The following is a 23,938-nucleotide window of genomic DNA, read 5'->3' on the forward strand; positions in this document are numbered from 1 at the left end:
AACAAATGATCAAAGAATGCCTGGAAACCACTTTTCGGCATTTTTCATGTAGATCTTATCTACAACTTCTTTGGGCAGATGCATTGCTTTGAACTGTTTATCCTCGAGTTTTGGAGCGTTCATAAATCCTTCCGTTGTAAAAAACTTCCAGTGTCTTCGATAATTAACGTCCGTTGCTTCCTCGATTTGTTCTTTCGTTCGGAGTGATGCATCCGTTAATTCTGCTCCAAAATGCGGTTTGGGTCCATAGTGTGAATCATCCGTCGCATATATTAGCCGATCCTGATATGTAATCAAAAAGTTTCTCACTTTCTCCCAATCTGTTACTGCCTGATATTGAAAGTGTGAAATACGTTCTGCCATATCCACAGCCATATTGGGATATTTGTCGAGCCGTTTTGCGAGTTCGTCCACATCATATTCCAAACTACCAAGATGCGCTCCCACATACCGAACGTCCGGATGCTTCTGCAACATATTTTCAACAGCCTGGATGTGTTCCTCATGCGATAAAAATTCCGGATGAAGATACATGTGATATTGCGGATGCTCGCTGTAATATTGTCTGTCTCCGCCCACTGTCATTTCTTCGAGGGGAAGCCAGCAATTTTTGGGCTCGCCAATGTGGCCGATCAGGGTTTTATTATTCTCTGCTATAAAATCGATAACCGGGTCGAATTTAGGGTCGTCAATGGTCACGAACTCCCCGTTCGGCTTTCTGACTTCCATCCCGATACTTTTCCTGATTTTTACAGCAATCGCTCCTTTTTTAAAAGACTGATCTAAATGCGCGATGGTTTTTTCAACCCAATCGGGTTCATTAAAACTATACGGATCCAGGATGGTCGTGGCATAAAACAGATTTTCCGGATACAATTCAATTTGTTCCAGCGTATTTGTTTCCTGGTCCGGAACAGATATCTCGCTGGTTGAACCCGGCGCCGATGACAAAAATGTCAGCAGTTTGAAATTGCCTTTAATCGATTCATCGATATATATAGTATCCTCGCTGTACAGGTGCACGTGAGAATTGAACTTTTCAACCGAATCGTAATCCTCTTCCGTATAATATTCTGCCGTGGAGGCTTCCTTTTGTGCACAACCCTGAATGGCAATTGTCAAAATTGCCAAACAGGAAATTGTCAGGAACCGCTTTAAAGTGCGGGTTGATTGTTTAGATGATATCATCTTCATCTCCAAAAAACGTTTAGTTGTTGTTATAGCCAGACTTTCACTCGCCCAATATCTTTAAAGCATTTTCCCTGTAAATTTTACGAAGGGTCTCATCACTTAAATTCAAACCGTACATTGGCCATTTATACCCAACAAGGTCCGTGATATAAAAATGCTCGTCTGCTGTTTCCAAAACCCGGAAGGTCATCTTGAACATCTCTTCGGTGCTGGTATTGTTTCCATATGGTTTTGAAGGATTGTCCGGGAAGGTTTCGAAACCGTAGTCTGTTCCGTATACAATTCGATCCTGGTATTTTTCAAAGAATGCCGCTGTTGCTCTTGGAATGGTAGAAAATTCTCCAAAACGAGCGGATACATCACCATATAAGTTTGGATATTTGTCAAAAAGCTCAGCCAGCAGTGAGAAATCGTTACTAGTATTTGCCAAGTGAGCAGCAACGAATGTTGTATTAGGATGACGCTCCAGCGTTCTTCCGAATATTTCAACCATGCCGTCATGCCCAACGATTTGATCCTGATTTTTAACGCGCCATGTATAGGCTCGTGTCAGTCCGTCGTTGGTAGAATCCATGGCTTCGTACATCCAGATTGGTTCGGCCACATGAAGATTTATTGTAAGCCCCAACTCGCCGGCAGCTTCGAAAACCGGATCCATTCTGGGATCGTCAGGATGCATTCCCGGCGCAAGGCCCGGACCTTTATCATGGACTTCTCCAATACCCACAGCTCCCATTTCAGCGACTCTTCGGAGTTCTGCAATCATCTTATCACTCCAGCCGTCTTCTTCGTAGCCGGTGTAATCAAAGCCAACATATATAAAGAATCGGTCTGGATATTTTGAATAGAGTTCAAAAAGCCTGTCAAATTCTTCACCGGTTGCTCCGGTTAATACGACTGATTTTTCAATGCCTACAGCATCCATGATTGCAACACGTCTCGCAACCTCTTCTTCGGTGGTGGCATATGCATGAGCGTGCAAATCTATTACCGGGTATTTCGCCTTGGTAATATTTGTACGATGAACTTTATGAACATTTTCCGGCATCCAGTCCTTCAGTAGTAATGTATCAAGTAATTCTACTTCACCGGATCGGTTTTGAGACTGAGTTCCCTCAGTTTGCGTGCAAGCGTTTATACTAAGAGCTGCAATAAGTACTAAAAAAAACGATTTATTGATATTAATTGAACGTTTCATCCCGGTTGCCTTTATAAGAATAGTTGTTATATGTTTTAAGATGTCCAAAAGCTGCCATCACACGTCAGGATGGCAGCTAATGAACATTGCGTCTGTGTTACCTATCACTCAATGGTCAACTTCTTCAAAGTCAGATCATCAATGATTTCGTCATTGACGCTATTATCTATACTTCCATAAAAATTGGAGTTCTTTCTTTCCATTTTCCTTTTGTGAAATCAGGAAAATCTACAGGCCTTCCATTATTAGCAACGGAAGCCTCCGATACTGCAGAAACTGCACTACTTGTAACAGAATCGTAGGTATCAATGTAAGGTTGCGTACCCTCCGAAATCGCCATAATCAGGTTGTGCCAATTAATAGGGGTTTGTGTCATACGCTGACCATGCCCCTCAATGGCACCACCAATTCGTGCTGGAGGATTATAATTCTTGAGCAATGGATGCTCATATTCTTCAAGATATTTATCTGCCGATTCCCATTCATGCTCTTCCGGGCTTGGGCCTTCAAGATAAATTGTTTGGATGCCTCCGCCGTCTTCGTACACACCCTTGGTTCCCTGAATTCGGAAACTTTCCCGCGGATGGGGGGTGTTGGTATCAAAATTGAGCGTTATCATTTTTCCGTTCACAGTACGGATCAGGGAAGCGTTGTAATCACCCTGGTTCATTTTACGAGTTGCATCGGGATGGTCGGAACCAAACTGCTCGGCCGCATACCGGTTCAGCATTACCGCTTTTGAACTCATAGAAACCAGAAAATCAATTCTGTCGCCATGGTTAATATCCAGCGCCGGCATGATGGTTCTCATGGGGTGATCCGGATAAAGATTCCCGTTTCGGTCGATAGAGTGTTGCAATCTCCAGGGTTCTCTGTCCACGTTGTTTTTTACAAACCGAAGATCGTGTACATAACCGTCTTCAACATGAATGATTTCACCAAACAATCCCTTTCGAACCATATTTAACAGGGTTGCATCGGGGAATCCACCCAGTACGGTACTGGCCCATTTGCCTGTTTTTTCAAACGTTTCGACAATTCTCCATGCTTCGTCCAGGGTAAGCACCAAAGGCACTTCGCAGGCAGCATGTTTACCATTGTTCATCGCGGCAAGGCAGACAGGAACATGCCACTTCCAGGAAGTGGAACAAATAACTACATCCAGATCTTCTTCTTCGCATAACCGCTGAAAATCGGTTTCGCCCTGAGGGCCTTCCCCATATAGAGTTGGGGTTGGCCTTCCGGACGCCTCAACCATGTTCTTTGCATTTTCAAGCCGATCTGCCCGAATTTCACAAATTGCGGGTACTTCAACTCCTTCAATTCCCAAAGCAGCGCTCAGGTGCCATGTGCCACGTCCGCCAATGCCAACAAATCCCAGGCGAATTGGCTTTTGTTGATAAGAAGATCTCTTTTTTGCCACTACAGGCTTTGACATACTTAAACCGGCAAGCATAGATGTGCTTAAACCTGCGGTAGACATTTTTAAGAAATCTTTTCTGTTCAATTTACTCATAAGAAAACACCATTTGTTTTTAAACTGTACAACTCATTTAACCTTTAAACTGCTCGAAGATTTTTAAAGCATTTTTGTTATAGATTTTTTCCAATACTTCATCGGGTAAATAGAGGCCGTAAATCCTCCATCTGCCTTGCCTGTGATGGCTCGGGTCCGCATTAATGTATTCATCATCTGTTTCCAGGAATCGGTAATAAACCCGGTATGCATCCACATTGGGTGGAGTATCCGTACCAAACAGAATCCTGTCCTGATGTTTAATCATAAACTTCCGTGCCGTATAAGGCTGGCGGCCCAGTTCGCTGATTCTCGCATCGATATCTACATACATGTTCGGATATTTTTCAAGCCACATAGATACACGGCCCAGCTCTTCCGGCAGATTAGCCATATGTGTAGCAATGAACGTTGTATTTGGATGTCGTTCGATCACCCGGTTTCGCTGACGAAGAAGTTCTTCTTTTTCAGGAAATTCAGGGCCTGAAAATCCCCAGTCGGGGTGAGAACCAAGTTCATCGTACCGCTCATTAAACCGGTCAATAGGCGTGAAAAAAGCTTTGGGGTCGGAAATGTGCATTAATACAGGAATTCCCAATTCACCGGCTCTTGCCCAAACGGGATCAATACGAGGATCGTCAACTTTAACCAAATCTCCATTTTTATCCTTGTACGTCAAGCCCAGTGACTTAGCGATTTTAATTCCGCGCACTCCCATATTAACGGCTTCTTCAAGCTTGTCAGCTTCTTTTTTGCCGAAATCAGGCTCATCTATTTTATTGAAATCCGGTCTGAAAAAGATGATAAATCTGTCCTCAGAAACCTCTTTGGAAGTTTGAATGTGTTCCTTAAAGAATTCGCCTTCAGAACGGCCATCAAGGCTCACTACTTTCCAAACTCCAGCCTCATCCATGGCCTTGAGGTACTCATCCGTTTTATCCAGATCTCTCAAGTGGTTGTGAATATCAATTACCGGAAACTTCGGTTTTGTAACGATGGTTTCCTGTACAACCAGTTGCGGAATGGGTTCCCAATCCAACAACCGTAAATCTCCAGTCACTTGATCGGCATTGGAAACGGGTTTAGAATAGCCCGGTTTCGAGCCTCCAAGAAACCCTAATCCGGTAAAGCCTAAACCAGTGAGCCCGGCTTTTTTTAAAAAACTTCTACGGTTACTTTTCATTGTTCAACTCCTTGTGTGTTCAATGATTATGCTTCCGTAAAAATCGGAACTCTGGTTTTCCATTTTCCTTTTGTGAAATCAGGAAAATCTACCGGCCGGCATCCTTCTGCAATTGATTTTTCTGTTATGGCAGAAACTGCACTGCTTGTAACAGAATCATAAGTATCAATGTAAGGTTGAGTTTCATTTCGAATGGCTTCAACCAAATTTGTCCAGTTAATGGATGTTTGCTGATTGGATCCGCCATGTCCGCGAATGTCAACAACACGCTTGGGCGGATTGTAGTTTTTGAGAATTGGAGACTCATACTCTTCTCTGTACTTCTCTGCTGATTCCCATTGGTGAGATTCAGGACTTTCGCCTTCCACATAAATTCGGTTGGTTCCCCTGTCTCGCAAATACACGCCTTTTGTACCCTGGAAGCGATAATTGCCTCTCGGGTGAGGTGTATTTGTATCGAAATTCAGAGTAATCATCTTTCCGTCTACCGTTCGAATCAACGAAGCATTATAGTCCCCCTGCTTCATCTCTTTGGTTGCATAGGGATGATCTTTACCATATTGATCAGCTGCATATTGGTTCAACATTAATGCTTTTGAACTCATGGAAACCAGGTAATCAATTCGGTCGCCATGATTAATATCAAGCGCCGGCATAATGGTTCTCATGGGGTGATCCGGATAGAGATTTCCATTCCGTTCAATAGAATGCCACAATCTCCAGGGTTCTTCATCGGGAGCATGTTTAACAAATCTCAAATCATGAATGTATCCGGCTTCAGCATGAATCATATCTCCTAAAAGGCCTTTTCGAATCATATTCAAAAGCGTTACGTCCGGAAATCCACCTAACACGGTGCTCGACCATTTTCCGGTACTTTCATGAGTTTCTACGATTTCCCAGGCTTCATCGAGGGTAAGTACAAGAGGTACTTCACAGGCTGCATTTTTACCGTTTTTCATAGCGGCAACGCATATCTTTGTATGCCATTTCCATGATGTTGCGCAAATGATAGCATCCAGATCTTCTTCCTCACACATGCGGATGAAATCTGTTTCGCCGTCTTTTCCTTCCCCATATAGTGTGGGTGATGGCTGGCCTGCTTCTTCAACCCATCGTTTGGCCGTATAAAGCCGTTCGGGTTTAATTTCACAAACAGCAGGTATTTCCACTCCGGGAATTCCCAAAGCAGAACTTAGGTGCCACTGTCCGCGGCCACCGATTCCAACAAATCCAAGCCGTACCGGCCTATCCTGTGCAGATTTTTTTGCGAAAGATTTCTTGGGTAAACCCATTGAGGTTAGCATCATCCCACCCATTGCGGCGGAAGATATTTTCAAAAAATCTTTTCTGTCGTATTGATTACTCATGCCAATTGCCTTTTTAAATTATGATAGTAGTATAAAAGGTGCGCTCCGAAGTATTTATGCTGTCTATCTTCATGGAGCGAAACCCAATAATTTTAAAAAAATGTCATCCGGATTTTCCCATATCATAAAACCCGGATGACTGGTGCACACAAAACTGATCAAGATCTCTTTATTAATTCTGTCTGATATGACTTTATTTTTCATGATCTGCAGGTTAAATCTTAATCAGATGGTGTTTAAAAATCTTAAGGAATAGGAGTACTAAACTGCTACGTACTCCTATTCTTAGTTATCAAGGATGGATGTGAGTTAAATTGGGTTCTGTACCAAATTCGGATTGAGGTCAATTTCCTGCTCAGGAATTTGGAAGATAATTCTTGTGTGATCCCACGGTATATGTTGTACTCCACGAATTCCTGTATATGGATCAACAGGTCCGGAATTCAGATCAACTCCAGGGTTACCAGGTGCGAGATGCGTTCCGGGATAATCTCTGTAGAGATCTTTCATGTTTCGGAATAAATCGTGTGCCCGGTGTCCTTCCATGAAAAGTTCGAGTCTTCGCTCTTCAAGCACAACATCAAGAACTGTATCATGATCGCCTAAATTTCCAAGAGAATACAACCCTTCCTGTGGAATATTGGCACGGGTACGGATCATGTTCACAATATCTAACGCTGCTTGGCTTTGTCCGAGTTTTGCCAATGCTTCTGCTTTATTCAGGTAGATTTCCGAATAGCGGATCAGTTCCGGAGAGTTCCCCATTTCGGTTCCATCCTGGCAGCAAAACTTAGTGACGTAGAATCGTGGGAATCCATTTCTTTCCCTGTAAACGTAGTTACCATTTCCATCACGAACGGTGTCGCCATTTACAATCTCAAACTGAGGTTCGATGAACTGTCGGCGAACATCTGACGGCCACTGATCAATTAAGTCACGGTAAGCTTTTGAAGCGTAGTTTTCGCCCCATCCAGCGCCGGAGGAAGATTGGTAAATCATAGATCCTATACCGTGGCTTCTGCCATGATCATCAGACGGCATTACGTGACGAATTGCAAAGATAGACTCAGATCGGGCATCAGCTTCATTATTAAAGGTGAAATATCTGGGAAGAGTCTCGGTATCCACCAACTCATATCTTCCTGAATTTATAACCTGATCTGCCGTTGCAATAGCTTGTTCGTTATCACCTCTGTAGAGATATACACGTGATAAAAGGGCCAATGCAGCTTCTTTTGTACCATATGAACTTGATTTTTCAGAGCCCATAAGATTTGCCGCCTCGATTAAATCCTCTACCAGGAAGTCATAAACTTCACCAACCGTTGCTCGTGCAGGCTGGGCTTCCAGGTCGGGTTCTCGCATAATTGGAACTCCAAGATTATCTCTGCCATGAGAATATGGACGGCCAAAAGCAGTTACCAGATGCAAAGTCATCAATGAACGGAGGAATTGATTTTCGCCCCGAAGTTGATCCAATTCAGCAGATTCGCCGGGTGTAATTGCATCTACAACCGTATTTGCATTATAAATCAGCCGATATGCGCGTCTCCACAAATTAAGCGTATTCGCCATATTGGGATTATGGAGATAATTATAAGTAAGCATCATCCGGTTTGATGTTGTACCACTGATCATCAGATCATCTGACCTGTAATCTCCGGGTTGATAAAGCATCATCACAAGGTTATTGGTACCTGCTGTCTCATCTTTCAGGTATGCATAATTACCCCTGGTTACATCTTCTAATCCTTGCACAGAGTTTAATGCCTGATCAACGGGGACACCATCGTATGGTGAGCGGGCTATGTCACAACTGCTGAACAGCATAACGAGTGACAGCACTACAGTTGCTAAAACTATCTTTAAATGTTTCATAGTTTTTTGATTTCTGATTTGATATTAAAATTCGTTTAAAAGCCGATTTCTATCCCAAAAAGGAAGGTTCGCGCAAGCGGGTAGTCGTTTTCTACTGAAGCAGGGTCTCTGCCTGGCCAGTCAGAAAATGTGAGGAGGTTTTCCCCGTTGACATAAAGCATTGCATTTCTCAGGCCAACTGTTTGCATAAACGACAGGTCTGGAGATAGTGTATAGCTTAATCTGGCACTTCTTAACCGAATGTAAGACCGCTCATACAGCCACAGGCTGGACTCAAGGTGACCACTGTTATTACCACCCACTACATTTGCAGGGAAGTGAGCATTATCACCGGGCTGCTGCCAGTAACTTTCACCTGATCTCAACTTACGATAGTTGGTGGTCATATAAGCTCCAAAGTCGATACCACTGCCATAATAGCCAGTACCACCTTTCATATAAGTGATAAATGCATCGAAAGTGAAGTTTTTATACTGTAATCTGTTTCTCATACCACCCTGAAAATCCGGGGATGCAGAACCTACCAATCGGGGAGCAGCCACTCCATAATCTTCGGTAATTGTTCCATCCTCGTTAATCCATTGAGGAGCACCCGTTTGTGGATTTACACCATACCATTCTCTCAGGTAATAGGTGTTCATGTCGTATCCTTCTTCCAATCGCATGTTGTCGTCATCAAGATTGATAGGCTCGCCATCATACAATTCAACAACTTCGTTTCTGTTTGTTGAGAAGGTTAAAGACGTGGTCCAGTTAAAGTCTGTTCCCTGAATATTTGTAGTGGTGAGAGCTAATTCAAAACCTTGGTTTCTTACCGATCCAACATTCAGGATACGATCGTCAATACCGCTGGTACCTGGTAACGTAACTTCCTGGAGGAGGTCGTCATTTGTTCGCTGATAAACATCAACTGACATGTTGATTCTGTTCCAAAGATCCAAGTCAACACCTATGTTGTATGTTTTGGCAACTTCCCAGGTTAAATCATCATTTGGAACCCGAGAAGGGAAACTGGCAGGAGAACCAATGTAGTTACTGGTAAAGGAATACAATCCCTGTGCTTCATAATTACCAATACTGGCGTTTCCTGTTGTTCCGTAACTGGCACGAAGAGCCAATTGCTCGATTGCATCAACATCGGCAAGGAAATTCTCACGGCTTAAAATCCAAGATGCACCTACTGAATAAAAATTACCGAATCGGTTCTCTGCACCGAATCTTGAAGATCCGTCACGTCTGAATGAAACCGTTGCGATATATTTTTCAAGGTATTCATATTCAGCCTGAGCCAGAACTGATACAAACGCGCTTTCGCCAATATTCCCTCCTACTTCGTAAGGTACAGCTGCTGCGTCAGGAATTTTCAAACCCGGAGCAAGACCACCGCCAACAAAATTGTTCCACTCGGATCGGTTTTCCTGATACTCGAAACCAACCAGACCACTTAAGGACTGAGTAGCCCAGCCTTTGTTAAGATGAAGAAGGTTAGAAGTAAGCAAAGATGTAGCCCGCTCACTTTCATTTTCAATTGAGCCATTTCTGGCGCCACCTGCCAAAGATCTGCCATCCAGGAATATCTCCCGTCTGCCGTCCCGTTGGGAGTAGCGGTTTGAACTCGTAACACTTGCCCAATCTGTAATATTATACTCTAAACGGATATCAGTAGAGTAGAAAGAGACTTTATCAATGTCAGTATTCCATTGCATCCCATGAAGCGGGTTTTCAGAATCACGAGAGTACCAGTCTGACTCGGTACCTACACGAACTGTGCCGTCTTCATTATAAGGACTATCCCAAGGCAGAGCTCTTTGTGAGAATGTTAAAATCGTATATGGATTTCCCTGTACAACATTGTCTCTCGTGCCATAGTTACCGGCAACCCTGGCAGCTACACGAAAGTCTTCGTTAAAATTATGCTGTACGTTTACACGACCAGAAATTCTCTCGTAGTTCGTACCGATGTTGGTACCTTCTTCCTGAAAGAAATTTCCTGAGATAAAAAACGTAGTCTGACTGTCACCACCGGAAATAGAAGCGTCATACATCTGTGTAATACCCGTATCAAAACCGATATCTCTCCAGTTGGTGTCATGGTTCAGAATTTCCGGACGGTTATAAAAAGGGCCATTTTCTGCACTCACCATGCTTTGGTGAAAATCATATAATTCCTGTGCATCCATCCACTCTTCATTTCCATGCAGAGTTGTACTGTATCCCCTTGAGGATTTCAAGTTAATTTGAGTATCACCAGCACGACCTTTTTTAGTGGTAATTACCACAACCCCGTTAGAAGCCCTGGAACCATAAAGTGCTGTTGCTGCCGCATCTTTCAGCACACTAATCGATTCAACATCAGAAGGCGCTACTGCCTCACGTTCACCTGCACCCGCAATCACACCGTCTATAACGTAAAGAGGTGACGAACTGGCTGATATTGAGCCCATTCCACGAATTATAATATCCGCGTTTTGACCAGGCCGGCCACTGGATTGTTCAACAATAACACCAGCCATTTGTCCTTCAATAGCTTCCGTCGGATCACTGGTTGTTATCGTTTCAATATCCCGTTCGCTAATTTGAGCAACAGAACTGGACACGTCCCTTTTTGACACTACTGTATAACCCAATACAACAAGTTCATCAAGAGCCTGGACGCTTTCCGCCAATTCCACATTTATAGTTTCCATTCCATTAACCGGAATATTCTGTGTAATAAAACCGATATATGAAAAGCGAAGAGTTGCATCTGCGCTCACATTCAGTTCATAATTACCTTCAAAATCTGTTGTGGTACCGGTTGCTTGACCAACAACAGCAACGTTTACCCCAGGAAGAGTTTCTCCTGTTTCCACAGAAGTCACTGTACCAGAGACCGTTATTTGCTGAGCATATAGGGAGGCACTAAAGATCAATATCAATACTGCACCCAACCCCGATCTTATAAGAGAGGAATGTATATGTTTTCCCATATTTACACCGTTTAGAGATTAAATAAGAATTTTAAACAAAAGAAAAGTTATTGTTTCTTTATATAAAGGAATAAAAATCAAAAAAATGAGAAAAGCAAAACATTTATGTTTTTTTTAATTCGTTTTATAACTTTTTTAGATGAAAAAAACAGATATAGTAAATTTCTAATGGTTAAAAGGGAATAGAAATGAAATGAGCCGAAAAAACAAAAGAAACCTAACTTCTTTAAAGGAAAGAAGAAATTATTTAAAAAGTTTAAATTTTTGATCGGTATTATCTGAAATAGAAACGAATAAACTTGGTTTACATTATATTTATAACATAAAAGAATATGTAAAAAATTTACTTTTCTATCCGTACAACTCACATGAAAGAAATTTTCGCCTTTCGTTTTATAGTTTTTTAAAACGAATCGAAAGATTAAAACTATTCTTCCTTCCAAATATTTATTGAGTGAACCTTCCCGGGACATATAATAAGACTATAGTCATTCATAAAACCACCACTCTTTACGTTTTTTTTACAAAGATGGATTGATTTAGGTGATTTTTTATCCCGTTCTCACTAAATCGATAGATATGCTAAACTTTTCTCCCCGGTCGCCATCCTGCTGTTTTATGAGAAACAGCAGGATGACAAGCTTTGTAATTCTCGTTATTTAACGTGAATTGATTACTCTACTAAACTAATGACAAAATTTACTGAAGCTCAAAGTGTGGCACACTCTCTAAAGTCACACGAACTTCAACCACCTGATCCCCTTCATGTACTTTTCCATTGCTGTCTTTCCAGCGTCCGGCCGGAAGAACAACTTTTCGTGTATCGATACCTTTCTCCAGTACGGGAGCAACGAGGATGGTGTCTCCAAGGAAAAATTGATCATTTATATTTTCAAATCCCTGATGTGGAAACATATACTCCATCGACCGGACGATAGGTTCGCCTGATTTTACCGACTCACGGGCTAACTGAAGAATAACGGGTGCATATTTTTTTCTCAGTTCCACCGCTTTTTCCACCGCTTCTAAATGCTCGTTATCCAAAATTCTCCACGGAGCAACTGAAAATTGCATCATTGGCATGAGCGCATGAGATTGTGCTGAACGAACAATCAACTCCTGATCAATTTCCGCGCCGGGTAAGAATGAGGTAAACTCGCCGCCGCCAATCATATCCGGACAGGTAAAGTTGTATCCAATCAGTCCCTGGAGGAGAATGTCCGGAATTAATTTATGCAGATCTTCCCAACTATGAGCTTTATCCCGCAAGCGATTTACCAAGGGTTGTCCTCCCATTTTCCACATCGCACGATATTCATTCAAAGAATAATCAAGCCCTATACGTCCATACAGTTCACTTTGTCGCTGGCGGGAAGCCGGACCATCGCTCGTATAGGTGTTGTCATAATGATGAAAATCTCCCGCATCAAATTTAAACCCATCTACATTGTAGGTTTCCTGAAGGTAATCCAGTTGTTCCTTGAACCATTCTTCAGTATCCGGATTGGACAGGTCCAGAATACCGCTTGCCCCATTCCACCATCGGATAACCGCTGCATTTCCTTCGGCGTCTTTCAGCAGCATATCTTTCTCACTCAGCAACCGGAACACATCACTGTCGGGGCTGACCATAGGCGCCATCCAAAGCATCACTTTGAAACCCATGGCATGAAGAGAGTCTACCATTGCTTTTGGATCCGAAAACCGGCCGGGATGAAAATCCCACTTTCCGTAATCTTCCTGCCAGTTGTCATCAATCATCAAAACGCCGGGAGGAAATCCGTTTGATATGATATTCCGTGCATATTCCAGAATATCTTGTTGATTCTGATCGTACATCAGCTCAATCCAGGTGTTGTACTGTGGCGCGCTAAACATCAATTCATCCGGCAATTCTCCTGCCGGCGGAAAATAGGTTTTGGAAGCGTAAAGATATCCTTCTCTCAAAGTAGAACCTGCGTCTGTATGGATCAGTGATGAATTAGGTGAAGAAACGGTTAAAACATTATTAGCCATTTTTACTTCAAATGGGTCTTCCGACCAGATCACGTCACCTTCGGTTGAAAGAAGAAGCGGCTGAACCTGGTTTCCGTAATTGCTTTCCAAATTGGCATGATATCCGTTTTTAATTGGGAGCATTTCTCCATGATTCACCACTCCACTCCACCAGGCTTCATTATCTTGAACCGGAATTTCAATGGTTGCTTTTTTTTGTTGGCCAGTGGCAATTCCTGTCACCAGAAACAGGAAACAGAGTAATTGAGTTATGATGTATTTTTGATTCATGCGATTGTCTGTACTGCTTTTAATTATTTTCAAACCTTTATCTACTAACCTATTCATCATCATTTTAAAGAAGCTTGTGAAATGATATTTGTTTAAGAGTTACATCTTTGTTTTGGGACGTTTTTCAAATTTGTATCTCACCAAGAATATTTCGTCCCGTTTCGGAATCCCACATATCTTCATTGGCAAGCTGAATAGCAAACTCAGGACGGCCTTGTAGTAATCTGTCTGGCAGGTGCAGAGAAACCTCATACACGCCGCTTTCCAGTTCTGATTTTTCAACCGGGATTGTAATTTCAAATTCGCCTTCCCAGGTTCGAACATCGCCGGGTACAGAAACGATTTGTTCTTCGCCCGTACTTGAATTCTTGAAAATCAAATAAGCTTCGCGTTCCCTGAAAGGCCGAGCATAGCCTTTGTTTTCCATGGTTAATGTTACTTCTAACATATCTCCGTTTTGTGAGAACGAGGCTTGATTCAGTACAAGCCGGTATCCTAAATTTTTGAGCATTTCATCAAAATAACCGGAATCAATCCAGCCATTCACAACATCCGGATGGTAATCCCGGTTGATGATGGACCAGTTTGCCAGATCCATCTCTTCCACTGCATTTTCGCCATCCGTCCGGGGAGAATTTAATCCGTTCGTTTCACCGGTCATGGGCAGGTATTGAGTTTCATTTTGCAGGAATGAATAGTCATCCGTTCCCACAGGATTTTCATTTTCGCCCGAAACGCGATATGTCCCCATATCACCCCAGACATTTAAAAATGCATCATTATAAAAACCAACTCTTGCCTGGGGAGTATCTTTGTACGCCGTGGCATCCGTAAGTTCTGTTTCTCCATACATGCTAATTTTTGCTTCCGGATATCTCACCTGTATTGGAATGTCCATCGGAGTGGCGTCGTGCATAGCGTATACCACCTCTCTTCGATTTGCCCATTGCGTTTCGTTGATGCTGCCGTCTGTTCCGAATTCGTCGGAATTTGTATAATACCACTCGCCCCACGTACCAATAAAACCAGCCTGATGAGCTACAATCACATCTTTATTTTCTTCCAGCACAGGAGCTAACTGGTTGATATGCTGCAAAATCAATGCTTTGGTTGGCTGCTGAGGCTCGGTGGCTGACTGACGATTGGTATAGGAAAACCGCACCAAACATTTAAAACCTGCATTGCGAATCCGGTTAAAATCATTCTGGATATTCTCTAAATAGGCTTGTGAGATTTCTGATTCTAAAAAATCTCCCAATAAGAAATATCTGTATAAAACCGTGATTTTTTCCGGCCCTGTTCTCCACTCTGTTAACTCCGCTTCATCAATATTCGAATAATCCGCCGTTGAATAATAGGAATCATCGGTAATGGAATATTTTTGCAGGCCCCGTTCAGGGTTTGCAATAATTGCATCGGATTCTGTGTATGTAAAAACCTGATCCTGAAAGGTATTTTTGCCGGAGTTTTTATTTACATCACAGCCATACATTAATAGTAGTGTAGCTGCCAAAGCTGAAAGTGTTCGTTTCATATTTCTCAAGATGATTGAATTGTGGTTTGTGCTATTTGTTAGCATATGTCTCTTTCTTTCGCCGCCGACCCTAAATTTATCCAAGACCGGGCGTTGGTCGGAGTGTCAGGCTTCCGTCAGAATTTGTTTCCTGTCGGCAGGCCCATTCCACCGGATATAATTTTCCTTTCACCTTGATTTCTGCAGACAATCGTAATTTTTGCCAGTCAGCGCCTTTGGGAAGCATCATTCGCACCTGCCGTACGCCGGTGGGTTTCGGATATCCCGGATCCACAAATCCGGAAGAAAGTTCCTCACCACTTTCATCTTTCAGGATCAGTTTGATCGATCCCGGAACGCCGGATAATCCGTCATTTACCAGACCAAAAACCAGTCCGTTATGCCCTTCTTTGTTAAAGTGCCAAATCCATGACGGGCGAATTCTATACCCGATTTTTCGGGCAATTTCATCGATGCCATTGGGATGTTGTTCATAATACCGCAGAACTTTATCGGCAGCGATGGCCTGCCAATTCCACAAGGAGTAGTAATTGGGCCCTACATCCATCACATGGTGGATCTCATTTTCTGTGTGCGTTTGTCCATCATAAACCAATGTACCTTCTTCGGTTCCGTCTGACATTCCCACTTCAATGGAAGCCGCAATATGCGACTCGCGATTACTAAGTGCAGCAATCTGCTGATTTTCAATAAAAATCGTGTCGGTTCGCAGCCAGTTTCCGGTTCTCAACGTTTCTTCCAGAAGTGCATCATTTCCAACTTTACTAAAATCCGGCTGTGTGTTTGTTGTGAGTGGCACATGGTTCCAGTGTTCCTGCTGTATTCTGAACATCTCATTAAAAGTTTGTTCAGCTACGACAGAATCGGGAAATGGATTTGTCTCAAACGGCCAGGTATGTCCTTCTCCCCAAAATCCATACATATAGGTGTCCATATATTCGATAAGCGGATGGCCATTATATTGCTCTGCCAAAAGGCGATCGAAGTCACGAAATGCTTTCTGAAATTCGGGATGATCATACCGGGGTTCATAATGAACTTTTCCATCCAGGCCAATTTCGTCTGTTTTTCCCAGCTCAACCATTGGCACTTTTTCTGCCACAAAATCGGGCATCGCCAGGCCGGGAATTTCAGGATTGCTGAGCATCACACGGAATGCAATTCGTTTGTTGTATTTTTCTGCCATTTCAAAAGCCAGATTCCAGGCTTTGGATGAATTTAACTCGCCTGGTTTTTGCTGAAGATCTTTCCAGTTCAGGCGCAGGTACAGTTTTTGTCCCATGGGAATCTGCGCAAGCTTTTCAATGGATTTTTCCAGTGATTCACCTTTCACCGACGGTGGTCCTGCTTCATCAATTACATATGTAACCAGTCCCATCCCAAAATTATTAAGGATTCTTTGCGATGGAATAGTCGTCATAACCACGCCCCATCCCGGAACTTCATCTACGGGAAAAGGACCTTGGTAAAGTCTGTTTTTTTCGGGGGAAAGAATCTCAGATGACAAGGGATTTTTACCAATATTATTGACTCCCAGGAATGCCGCGGCTCCTGAAAGGCCCACGGAATGTAAAAACGATTTTCTATTCATGATTTAAGCTCTATGGATTGATATTGAAATAAGCAGAAATCAAATCTCTCTCAGATTCGATTTTATTATTGAACAGGTAATACAATCGTATCCAGGCCCTGCTCTCCGGCAGAAGAGGTATAACTGGCTGTTAAGACATACGCCCCGCCGGTACTATTCTGATCAGGTTTTTCCATCACTTCAAGCACACCTTCGGCTCCCTGATATACCCAACATGTGGTGCAGGAACCCTGCTGAAGGATGTAGTCTACAATCTTCGAAATTTCTTCGTCGTTGTATGTTACTGTCGGCGGCATAACCACCTCTCCCCATTTACCAGACGACCCGTCTTTCACACTTTTTACCAGTTGTTCTTGACGATTTGCATCATTTTTATAAGCATCTGCTATCTCTGAAAAGGAAGGGCCAGTCATTTTATTTTCATCGGAATGACAGCCAAAACAAGTGCTTTTACCAAGCAGCGCCAAACCGCCGGCTGTATACAGATCACTTTTTGCCTGATCTTTCAGAGAAGCTGAATTTTTATAATCAGACACATAGCGAACATTCAGAAATACTTCTATTGAATTGATTTCTCCGTAGCGCGAACTTCCGTCCGTTTCATCTTCCACATGAATGGAATAACGGACCCGCTGTCCCCACGTGAGATTTCCTGAAGCTCCAATTTCTAACTTGACATCCGGTTTTCCGGCTTGAACAATGGTTGTCGTTGGCAGATCTGCGTTCCCGGAACTTGGATGCAATGCATAGAAGAAGGTAAATCCTGCGATGATACTTAAAGCAACTCGTATACTCATAATGCCCGTTCTCTAAGCCTGATCGATTTCGTTCGCTACACGATTTGCCGAGTTGGTTGCAGCTTCCATCCCCCAGCTTCGGTTATCTGCGTATCCGCCGGCAAAATGCATTCTTTTCTCGGGACGAATCAGGTGAGGCCAATAGCTGTTCAGCGTTCCCATCGGGAAACCTTCTCTTTCACACCCCGGCGTAAATGTGTCGGTAGACCAGTCTTTTATCAATACTTGCTCAATATCAATGTTTTTGGCATCACCGGGATAGAGTTCTTTAAATGTAGCCAGTGTTCGCAGCGGATTTACACCGGATGGCGCTTTGGCCATCAATACAGTTCGTGACGTATCCACCTCTTCCGCTACACGCCAAATGGTTTGCAAAAACGGATGATTAAAGGTGAGATTGATACTCACATCATCTTTCTTCCAAAATTCGGACCGGGCCTGAAAAACCACGCGGGATTTTTGTTCGTATGATATATTATCGAGGATAAATTTCTTTTCAGCGGGTAAATCCGGTGTGATGATGACATTTCGAAGAGCTGTAACCGGTAAACAATTGGCTATGAAATCAGCCGAGATTTTTTTGTCTTCGCCAAACTCACGATAGGTTACGGCTACGCCGGCAGTGTCATTTTGGATTTCAAGAATATTGCATCCCAGTTTTACTCGTGTGCCTAACCGTTTCGCAAATTCTTTTGGGAGAACTTCATTTCCCTCCTTAATCCTGAAAAGATCAATGGGGCCCCAGTAGCCCCTTTTTTTCATGATATATGTTTGCCATAATTTGTTAAGGGCAGACGTACCGCCCCCTCCAAGCAACTGAAGGGCAGCCTTTGAAGCGCCCTCCTTTTTATAAATATCGGATACAGGAACCGTATCTAACTCATCATAGCCAACACCGAATGGCTGATATTCATCATCGAACTTTTCGAGGTAAGGTTCCAGGTATAATTTTTCGAGGCTTACATAGGTGCTTACATTCTCGTTTTCAGAAATTGCACGCTTTTCCCTTCGGTTAAGCCCACCGGATTTTTTGATAGCATCCTGCTGCCTTTGCTGCTGATCACTTTCGCTGAGCCACTCATCATCCACTCTGTTCAGCGTATTTACGCGATGGTAATAGGGAATCACAGGAATATCGAACTCATCGATATATTTCCAGTAATTTTCATACCCCGGCTTTGTGAAATTTTCGGCGCCGTAGTCGGCATACAGGCCGTCAGCCAGTCCATCATGCACAGATAAAACGGTTCCCCCGTAACGGCCGGCGGCTTCAAGTACCACAACTTCGTGGCCCATTTTCATCAGTTCATAAGCACAGCATAAACCGGCAATACCCGCGCCTGCCACAATCACTTTTTTCTTTACGCGCGGGTTTGCAACCGGACGTTCAGCCCGGTTTTGTTTGGAGTAAAAAGGCATGGCGGAAAAACCCAACCCTACTAATGAACTTTTTTTCAAAAAACTCTTTCTGTCCATGGTTATTTCGGCTTAAAAAATTTGGATTAGCACTGATTTATTCCGGGCTTGCCATAACCATTACATGATGCGTAAAGCTGGTTTCCAGTTTCGCTTCAGGACCCGTTGCGGTTCCAAGATCTTCACCGGTTTCATAATTCATCAGATGATATTCTTTGCCGGATTCCAAGCCGCGAAGTTCCACTTCGCCATCAAAAGAATCGGAATAGAAAGCGTAGAACAGTTTACCATCTTTTTCTACCGCATGGGCTTCGGGAGAGTAGAAACCAATATCGTACAGTTCACCACGATAGTTTCCTTTTGGCAGCATATATTTTTTGTAGATATCCATCCATTTGGCTACCAACTCTTCTCTTTCTTCTGTAAGCACATATTTTCCTTCGGGATCAGCATCGGCTGGCCATGTAAATTTGGTTCCAATCACGCCGCCAATTCCCACGGTAGAAGCAAAATCACTCTGATCGTCACTTAGTTCAACGTGATCTCCATAATAAGCCGCATCGCCACCCATTAACGCTTTGTAGGTTTTTCCTTTCAAACGAATTTGCCATGAATTGAGCGGATCAGAAGAAACCGACTGGTTCATAAACGGTGTGATAAAGGAAGAGATCGAAGCTCCGCAGGGACAAATTTCCACAACGGCATCGGGCTTAATATCAAGGGCTGTATCATAAATCACTTTGTACAAGTCCGGGAGTTCTTCTAACGATTTTTCCGGGTACTCCTGACTGTCCTCATGTCCGTAATCCGGCGGTACCTGGTTCAAATGTTGTCCGTCAATTTTCAGCCCGTCATATCCCCATTCGTCCATAAACTTCTCAACCAATTGTTTGTGATACTCTTTGGTTGAGTTCAGTGCAGGATTTAAATAATGGCTGTTCCACCACGTAATATGCTGGTAGTCTCCTCCTTGATTTACCAACAGCATATCGGTCTGATTTTCGTGAACATCCGATCCGGGATCTGCAGCCAGCGGAGCCCACCATAGTTTTGCCTTCAGTCCATGCTGGTGAATTTGATCCACAAATTCCTTCATGCTGGTATCATTAAACTTGTTATTTGTAACCCAGCTACCTTCGGCAATCTGCCAGCCGTCATCCAAAACAGCCCATTCAAATCCAAGCTCTTTTACTTTTGGAAGGGTGTTTATCACTTGGTCAACTGTAAAATTACGTTCGTATCCCCAGGCGCACCAAATAGGCTCATAAGCTGTTTCAGGCGGAGTTGGAAACCCGACTCCTTTAGCTTCCATTATTTTACTGTAATTCTTAACAGATGCAAAAAAGTCTCCTGTATGGGCCATAACAATAGTCTCCAATGTGGAGAAATTTTCTCCCGGAGCAAGATCTCTGTCAAATTTTTGGGTAGAGATACTATCTGCATCAAATTGAACGGCAATCTGTACGCCACCTTCAATACCTTCTGAATTTACCGGAAGTGAAAGCAACTGGGGTTCAATATCAATATGACCAACTGCTAATCCCGCATCCTGTCGCCAAACATCTACGATTGGTGTACCTCCTCCATAATCAGAAGAGTTCATTCCCTGGTAATTTTTTTGATAAAAATCTTTTCCTACAGGTAACACCCAATCCTGCCGTGAAGGATACGTTCCGCTCTGGAACGACCAAAACCCTGCCTCAGATGCGTCTGTCACTTCACCGGCCACGGTATACCGATTGTTTTCCCATCCCTGGATGGCAATACTTTCATCTCCAAGATTTTCATAATCTACCTTTGTAATAATCAGATTTGGGATATCCTCATAAACGGTAGCCGTAACTGTTTTTTTGATTTGATATGAATCCTGGTTTAGCTCACCACTGATTGTAAGGCGATTTCCTTTCCCAATCATATCATTGACAGATTGGCTGGTGAACTCCGTTTGTTCGAAATCACTAAATGATTCTCCGTTTATCTTCAGAATTTCTGAAGCCTGAAAATCCGTAATGAGATCCGTTTCTGCCTGTGAGAAATCAACTTTTGTATATAGTTGATTATTGAAATGAAGAGTTAAATCGCCACTTTTTATCGAGGGTTCATCATGGCTGGAACAAGCTGTAAAAACAATGGCTATTCCGAGGGAGAGTAAAAAACCAAAACGTGAGATAGATTTCATATATGGATAGGTATTATCGGTTAAGAATTTTTTCCGGATTGGTTACATAAATTTTTCTGAGCACATCTTCACTCAAATCAAAACCATTCAAGCTCCAGTGATATCCGAAAGTGTCGTGTTCATAAAAATGCTCGTCCATTGTTTGAAGCACCCGAAATGTTACATCGTACATATGCCCGTCCGTACCCATATCCGTACCGTATACAATCTTATCCTGGTGGTCGATAATAAATTGCCGAACATGCCGCGGAATTTGAGATAGTTCGGCGTAACGCGCGGAAAGATCAGCATAGAGGTTGGGATATTTTTCAAGCATCCGTCCAATGATGTTCAGATCATATGCACTATTCCCAAGATGGGCGGCCACAAATGTTGTATTTGGATGTTTAGCTACTGCATTCTCCAGTGTTTTCAGAAGTTCGCCATGGCCAAGAATATCTTTCTTGTTATCAAGACGCCAATCGACAGCGTTCATCAGGCCATCATTGGTAGAGTCCATTTCCATATAAAACCAGTATGGTTCAGCCACATGAATATTGATCGGCATATGAAGTTCGCCTGCTTTTTCCAGAACCGGATCCAGTCTTTCATCATCAATGTGCAGACCTACACCTTTTGTTGGATGTGAATAAACAAGGCCGCTTCCTTTATCGCCAAGTTCGCCAATGCCGGTTGCACCAACCGCGTGCAAACGTTCAAGCTCTTTAACTGATTTTTCAGAAAATCCGGGTTCGTTGTAACCGGTGTAATCAATTCCGCTCCACACTTCAAAATAATCGCCGTATTTGGAATAGACCGAATACAATGAATCAAATTCAGCGCCTGTACTGTACGTGAGAACCATGGTTTTTTTGATATTATTTTCCTTCATGGTTTCCACCCACTTCTTAATTCCCTCTTCGCTATTGGGATAAGGGTGCGAATGCATATCAATAGCACCAAAACTTGCTTTTTCTGCTTTATACTCCGGGAGTTTATAAATGGATTTGGGACGGTAATCTTTTAATAAAACTTCTTCCGCCGGAGCTTTTTCTTCTGCGGTATTATTCTGGGCAACCAGAGACGTGGAAAAAACGGCCAGTAAACAGAACAGACTGATTATTTTCTTCATGAGAGGAGTAACGAATATATCATATTGGAATTAGCAAACATTTGATTTGTCCTGCCGCCATAACGTTCTGCTTGAACAATATCTGATTCTCGATTTTATGGCCAGCTTTTAATATCAGTATATAATCTACAATACTGAAAATCTTGCACTTGCATGGATCTATTCCGGCTCCGCCCGGATTTCAACAAACACCCGGACAGAACCGTAACAGATAAACTGATGTTAGTATCCCGGATTTTGGGTTAGTTCCGGATTTACATCAATTTCGGATTGAGGTATGGGAAAAATCAAATGGTGCTGCTGGATATTGCTTCCTTTTGCACTCATTACCTCCAGCGCACGGTCTGTTCGCACAAGATCCCACCAGCGGTGACCTTCTTGTGCAAGTTCTACTCTGCGTTCATGGTAAACAGCATCACGAAATGCGTCTTGACTCATTCCGGAGGCCAGCGGCGCCAAACCAACTCGTTCGCGAACCTGGTTTACATATGGGTAAGCTTCTCCGGTTCGTCCAAGCTCATTCAATGCTTCAGCATAATTGAGAAGAACTTCTGAATAACGCATTACACGCACATTTACCGGGGAATCACTTCCGTCTTCTATGAAACCATCTCGTTTTACAAGATATTTTCGGGTGTTGTAACCGGTTGAAGACCATTCAGGATTATACACTTTGCCACCCTGAATTGTAGAGCCTTCCATCAATACGGTAGCTTCTAAACGAGGGTCACCCTCTTCGAACTCATCCACCAAATCCTGGGTTGGCATATCAAAACCCCAACCTTCCAAACCGGGTGTTCCGGAGTTTCTGGGTGCAATACTGATGTGATGAATGGTACCATCACTTCCATTTCCCCAGGCTCCATTGGGCCCGCCTTTCATGAACTGAGCTTCAAAAATAGATTCACTGCCGTTTTCGAATTCCTCTTCGAAATTATCAGCATAATTTTCCAGGAGGCTGTACACGCCGGAATCGATTACTTGCTTTGAATAATTCGCAGCTTGTTGCCAGTCTTTTTGCCACATGTATACTTTTGCCAGCATTCCGTTGGCAGCTCCTTTTGTGATACGGCCCAGATCTCCGTCTGAATAAGTTGTGGGCAAGACAGCAGCGGCTTCGCTCATGTCTCTTATAATCAAGTCGTATATCTGAGCTTTAGCTGTTCTGCTGACTTTCAGATCCCCAAGAGATTGCGGTTCTGTAATAAGCGGAACATCACCAAACAGGCGAACCAGCCAGAAGTAATAGTAGCCGCGGAGGAATTTTGCTTCACCGATTAACCGGTTTTTCAGGCTTTCGTCCATATCAATAGCAGGAATTCGCTCCAGCGCAATATTGGCTCGGTAGATGCCGGTGTAACTATCTGCCCAGCTATCTGCTAAAAGGGAATTTGTTGATTTAATATCAAAAAGGTCAAACTCCCACCATGCGGGACCATCTGACTTACCGCCATCACCTTTGTCGGCATCATCGGAAGTAATATCTCCGATGGACCAATAGCTGTTTTTGAATAATCCACGATACTGTAGTGCATCGTATACGGCATTAATAGCTGCCACGGCATCATCTTCGGTTTTATAGAAATTAACTGCCGTTACTTCATTGGGAGATTGCTTATTGAGGATTTGATCTTCACACCCCCAGGAAGCAACTGCCAGAAATATCAGAAAGCTTATAATTAATTTTTTCATAACACTAAATTTTTTGATTTAAAAGCA

The 23,938-nt window shown here is 43.0% G+C and carries 15 protein-coding genes; all 15 read right to left on the minus strand.

The genetic code is table 11. The annotated features are described in order from the left end of the window. Positions 1 to 9: 9 nt before the first annotated feature. Positions 10 to 1,194 carry an amidohydrolase family protein gene (locus L0B18_RS01255; RefSeq protein WP_234567299.1) on the minus strand — a complete coding sequence of 395 codons (1,185 nt, stop codon included), beginning with the start codon at positions 1,192 to 1,194 and terminating at the stop codon, positions 10 to 12. A gap of 37 nt (positions 1,195 to 1,231) precedes the next feature. Further along, entirely contained in the window at positions 1,232 to 2,389 is a 1,158-nt protein-coding gene (locus L0B18_RS01260; protein ID WP_234567300.1) for an amidohydrolase family protein, read from the minus strand. A gap of 166 nt (positions 2,390 to 2,555) precedes the next feature. Beyond that, positions 2,556 to 3,905, minus strand: coding sequence for a Gfo/Idh/MocA family protein (locus L0B18_RS01265; protein WP_234567301.1), 1,350 nt, complete (start codon positions 3,903 to 3,905; stop codon positions 2,556 to 2,558). Between the two features lie 37 nt (positions 3,906 to 3,942). Beyond that, positions 3,943 to 5,088 (minus strand): amidohydrolase family protein, encoded by a 1,146-nt coding sequence (locus tag L0B18_RS01270; RefSeq protein WP_234567302.1) that lies wholly within the window; start codon positions 5,086 to 5,088, stop codon positions 3,943 to 3,945. Between the two features lie 26 nt (positions 5,089 to 5,114). Further along, on the minus strand, positions 5,115 to 6,458 hold the full coding sequence (locus L0B18_RS01275) for a Gfo/Idh/MocA family protein (protein ID WP_234567303.1): 1,344 nt from the start codon (positions 6,456 to 6,458) through the stop codon (positions 5,115 to 5,117). A gap of 309 nt (positions 6,459 to 6,767) precedes the next feature. Beyond that, positions 6,768 to 8,336, minus strand: a complete 1,569-nt coding sequence (locus L0B18_RS01280) for a RagB/SusD family nutrient uptake outer membrane protein (protein ID WP_234567304.1) — start codon at positions 8,334 to 8,336, stop codon at positions 6,768 to 6,770. Positions 8,337 to 8,371: 35 nt separating this feature from the next. Beyond that, positions 8,372 to 11,305, minus strand: coding sequence for a SusC/RagA family TonB-linked outer membrane protein (locus L0B18_RS01285; protein ID WP_234567305.1), 2,934 nt, complete (start codon positions 11,303 to 11,305; stop codon positions 8,372 to 8,374). Positions 11,306 to 12,004: 699 nt separating this feature from the next. Then, positions 12,005 to 13,591, minus strand: coding sequence for a glycoside hydrolase family 31 protein (locus L0B18_RS01290; protein ID WP_234567306.1), 1,587 nt, complete (start codon positions 13,589 to 13,591; stop codon positions 12,005 to 12,007). A 124-nt stretch (positions 13,592 to 13,715) separates the two neighbouring features. Continuing rightward, positions 13,716 to 15,125 (minus strand): DUF4832 domain-containing protein, encoded by a 1,410-nt coding sequence (locus tag L0B18_RS01295; RefSeq protein ID WP_234567307.1) that lies wholly within the window; start codon positions 15,123 to 15,125, stop codon positions 13,716 to 13,718. 76 nt (positions 15,126 to 15,201) lie between these two features. Beyond that, positions 15,202 to 16,716 carry a hypothetical protein gene (locus L0B18_RS01300; RefSeq protein WP_234567308.1) on the minus strand — a complete coding sequence of 505 codons (1,515 nt, stop codon included), beginning with the start codon at positions 16,714 to 16,716 and terminating at the stop codon, positions 15,202 to 15,204. A gap of 65 nt (positions 16,717 to 16,781) precedes the next feature. Continuing rightward, the gene (locus L0B18_RS01305) at positions 16,782 to 17,513 is read right to left on the minus strand and encodes a c-type cytochrome (protein WP_234567309.1); all 732 of its coding nucleotides are present in this window, start codon (positions 17,511 to 17,513) and stop codon (positions 16,782 to 16,784) included. 12 nt (positions 17,514 to 17,525) lie between these two features. Further along, positions 17,526 to 18,989 carry a flavin monoamine oxidase family protein gene (locus L0B18_RS01310; RefSeq protein ID WP_234567311.1) on the minus strand — a complete coding sequence of 488 codons (1,464 nt, stop codon included), beginning with the start codon at positions 18,987 to 18,989 and terminating at the stop codon, positions 17,526 to 17,528. 37 nt (positions 18,990 to 19,026) lie between these two features. Continuing rightward, the gene (locus tag L0B18_RS01315) at positions 19,027 to 21,108 is read right to left on the minus strand and encodes a glycoside hydrolase family 36 protein (RefSeq protein WP_234567312.1); all 2,082 of its coding nucleotides are present in this window, start codon (positions 21,106 to 21,108) and stop codon (positions 19,027 to 19,029) included. Positions 21,109 to 21,121: 13 nt separating this feature from the next. Further along, positions 21,122 to 22,219, minus strand: a complete 1,098-nt coding sequence (locus L0B18_RS01320) for an amidohydrolase family protein (protein WP_234567313.1) — start codon at positions 22,217 to 22,219, stop codon at positions 21,122 to 21,124. A 222-nt stretch (positions 22,220 to 22,441) separates the two neighbouring features. Beyond that, positions 22,442 to 23,911 (minus strand): RagB/SusD family nutrient uptake outer membrane protein, encoded by a 1,470-nt coding sequence (locus tag L0B18_RS01325; protein WP_234567314.1) that lies wholly within the window; start codon positions 23,909 to 23,911, stop codon positions 22,442 to 22,444. Positions 23,912 to 23,938 lie beyond the last annotated feature (27 nt).

The organism is Rhodohalobacter sp. 614A (assembly GCF_021462415.1).
GTDB lineage: Bacteria > Bacteroidota > Rhodothermia > Balneolales > Balneolaceae > Rhodohalobacter.

What these genes read in the sequence shown, in the direction of transcription:
- L0B18_RS01285 (WP_234567305.1), bottom strand. Translation starts at nt 11,305, where the DNA reads ATGGGAAAACATATACATTCCTCTCTTATAAGATCGGGGTTGGGTGCA.
- L0B18_RS01265 (WP_234567301.1), bottom strand. Translation starts at nt 3,905, where the DNA reads ATGAGTAAATTGAACAGAAAAGATTTCTTAAAAATGTCTACCGCAGGT.
- L0B18_RS01280 (WP_234567304.1), bottom strand. Translation starts at nt 8,336, where the DNA reads ATGAAACATTTAAAGATAGTTTTAGCAACTGTAGTGCTGTCACTCGTT.
- L0B18_RS01320 (WP_234567313.1), bottom strand. Translation starts at nt 22,219, where the DNA reads ATGAAGAAAATAATCAGTCTGTTCTGTTTACTGGCCGTTTTTTCCACG.
- L0B18_RS01300 (WP_234567308.1), bottom strand. Translation starts at nt 16,716, where the DNA reads ATGAATAGAAAATCGTTTTTACATTCCGTGGGCCTTTCAGGAGCCGCG.
- L0B18_RS01270 (WP_234567302.1), bottom strand. Translation starts at nt 5,088, where the DNA reads ATGAAAAGTAACCGTAGAAGTTTTTTAAAAAAAGCCGGGCTCACTGGT.
- L0B18_RS01255 (WP_234567299.1), bottom strand. Translation starts at nt 1,194, where the DNA reads ATGAAGATGATATCATCTAAACAATCAACCCGCACTTTAAAGCGGTTC.
- L0B18_RS01260 (WP_234567300.1), bottom strand. Translation starts at nt 2,389, where the DNA reads ATGAAACGTTCAATTAATATCAATAAATCGTTTTTTTTAGTACTTATT.
- L0B18_RS01315 (WP_234567312.1), bottom strand. Translation starts at nt 21,108, where the DNA reads ATGAAATCTATCTCACGTTTTGGTTTTTTACTCTCCCTCGGAATAGCC.
- L0B18_RS01305 (WP_234567309.1), bottom strand. Translation starts at nt 17,513, where the DNA reads ATGAGTATACGAGTTGCTTTAAGTATCATCGCAGGATTTACCTTCTTC.
- L0B18_RS01310 (WP_234567311.1), bottom strand. Translation starts at nt 18,989, where the DNA reads ATGGACAGAAAGAGTTTTTTGAAAAAAAGTTCATTAGTAGGGTTGGGT.
- L0B18_RS01275 (WP_234567303.1), bottom strand. Translation starts at nt 6,458, where the DNA reads ATGAGTAATCAATACGACAGAAAAGATTTTTTGAAAATATCTTCCGCC.
- L0B18_RS01290 (WP_234567306.1), bottom strand. Translation starts at nt 13,591, where the DNA reads ATGAATCAAAAATACATCATAACTCAATTACTCTGTTTCCTGTTTCTG.
- L0B18_RS01295 (WP_234567307.1), bottom strand. Translation starts at nt 15,125, where the DNA reads ATGAAACGAACACTTTCAGCTTTGGCAGCTACACTACTATTAATGTAT.
- L0B18_RS01325 (WP_234567314.1), bottom strand. Translation starts at nt 23,911, where the DNA reads ATGAAAAAATTAATTATAAGCTTTCTGATATTTCTGGCAGTTGCTTCC.